A 2017-nucleotide genomic window follows, 5' to 3' on the forward strand; every position below is an offset into this window, starting at 1 on the left:
GTCTGAGCACTATGCGCTTGCCCAAAACGCGCCATCTCAAGCGAATCACCGACGCACCCGCCCGTCGCTAGTGCCAAGTCCTGAATAAAAGGGTCAACATAATAATGCGCGACTAATACCGCATTGTGCTCTTTTAATAGCTGTTTAATGTTATCTTCCACCGCTAAGCGCTCAGTACGTCCCATGTCTGCTGGTACTTTTGCTTTGGCATATTCAATTTTAGTTTGGATAGTTTTGCTATTATCAGTGCTTAGTATAGGCGCGTCATAGGGATAGATTTTCATAAGTCGTAGTCTCTGTTATGACAATAAGAAAGGTTCGGTAATTAGAAAAATTCGATTCAATGAGTTCTAAAAGGTGATTTAAATTGATATACTCTAATTATGCTCATTTTGAGCATAAATACAAGTTATTTTTGTCAATTAGCAGAATTTATCCTGACCATTATCTTTAAATTGCCATATTGACTATGATATTAAGACAATCTCGCTATACTAGACGTTATTGTCCATTGAGCTCTGCATTATCATCTTTCACTAAAATAGGTGACACTTAATATTATGACGTTGTCTTATTCACATGCGCATCAAGAAGGCAGTGGTACTACCGAAGTCGTGGCGGTACTGATCGCCATTACCGATCATACTGCGCGTGTTTTGACGGTTGATCGAGGTAAACTGTTGCCCAACGGCCCTTTAATGCCGCTACATCGCTCCCTGCAGGCAGGCGTACGTGAATGGGTTGAGGAACAAACCCAGCAGCCACTTGGCTATATCGAACAGCTATATACCTTTGTAGATACCAATAGGCGTAACGCTGACGGGCACGCACTGGTTTATGTCAGCTACCTTGGACTGGTGCAAGAGACGCAGGCTCAGCTGCAAAGCCAAGCGCAGTGGCGAGATTGGTACGAGTACTTTCCATGGGAAAATCACCTAACTGGTGTTCCTGATATTATCGAGCGTCTTATCGTACCTGAGCTACTCGCTTGGGCAGATACCGCGAGCGATGCTGCTGCTATATCCCGTCGTCGGCAGCGTATAGGGTTGTGTTGGGGTGTGGGCGTTAGTCTCGTTGATAATAAAAGCATTGATAAGCAGAGCGTGAATAAAGACTACGCCGATAGTGACTGGGTCGCAGAGCATGCTCTGCTACGCTATGAGATGCTCTATGAAGCAGGTCTTATTCCTGAAGCGCCAACTTATCCTGCCAGCTATCTGGATAGTAAACTGCCAAACGAGTGGTCAAAAGTCATGGGCGTGCCGATGTATTACGATCATCGCCGCGTGATCGCAACTGCCATTTCTAGGCTGCGCGCTAAGATAGAGTACCAGCCGCTTATCTTTGGTCTCACGCCTGATGTGTTTACCTTATCTGAGCTTCAAAAAAGTGTCGAAGCGCTCTCTGGCACGGCGCTACATAAGCAAAACTTTCGCCGCTTACTAGATACTCAAAACCTTGTGATGCCAACGGGCGAGAGCAGTAGTGCTAGCCGTGGTCGCCCCGCCAAGCTCTACCGTTTTCGTCACGATATCGAACTGCAAAGCTTGCTTATGGATAGCAAATTACCTAAGCGTAAATAGGGAATACCAACCATTCATCTAGCAATTTTTTTAAATAACTAAGCAATCAATCTTGCCAGTCTGGTATCTTTACGCTATATTTATGCTCATTTTGAGTTTAAATAGACTTTTACGATAAATTATCAAAAGGCAAAATAGATGAGCATATCAGCAGAGCCTGCACTAGATGACGTATTACTTATTCCTTTGGTTGAGGCAGCCCTTAGTGAAGATTTGGGACGTCGCGGCGATGTCACCTCCCAAGCGACCATCCCAGCGAACAAGCAAGCACAGCTACAGATTAAAGCGCGGCAAGCTGGGGTGATATGCGGTATGGATCTTGCGCGGTTATCCTTTGCGATGATTGATGCTGATATTGAGTTTATAGCGCAGATAACAGATGGCGCGCGCGTAGCAGCAGGTACAGTACTGGCAACGGTACGCGGCAATGCCCG

At 45.6% G+C, this 2017-nt stretch carries 2 protein-coding genes and 1 pseudogene; 2 read left to right on the forward strand and 1 reads right to left on the reverse strand.

The window, feature by feature from the left end; all coding sequences use genetic code 11:
- The coding region (gene nadA / locus ACTXGO_RS13025) for a quinolinate synthase NadA (protein WP_443574823.1) at window positions 1-284 on the reverse strand (284 nt) is incomplete at its 3' end.
- Between the two features lie 276 nt (window positions 285-560).
- Here nadA and ACTXGO_RS13030 point away from each other — a divergent pair.
- Window positions 561-1583 carry an NUDIX hydrolase gene (locus ACTXGO_RS13030; protein WP_443574824.1) on the forward strand — a complete coding sequence of 341 codons (1023 nt, stop codon included), beginning with the start codon at window positions 561-563 and terminating at the stop codon, window positions 1581-1583.
- Window positions 1584-1721: 138 nt separating this feature from the next.
- Window positions 1722-2017, forward strand: a pseudogene (locus ACTXGO_RS13035) (carboxylating nicotinate-nucleotide diphosphorylase); the annotation flags it as partial.

Source organism: Psychrobacter sp. T6-1, assembly GCF_052258445.1.

What these genes read in the sequence shown, in the direction of transcription:
- ACTXGO_RS13030 (WP_443574824.1), top strand. Translation starts at nt 561, where the DNA reads ATGACGTTGTCTTATTCACATGCGCATCAAGAAGGCAGTGGTACTACC.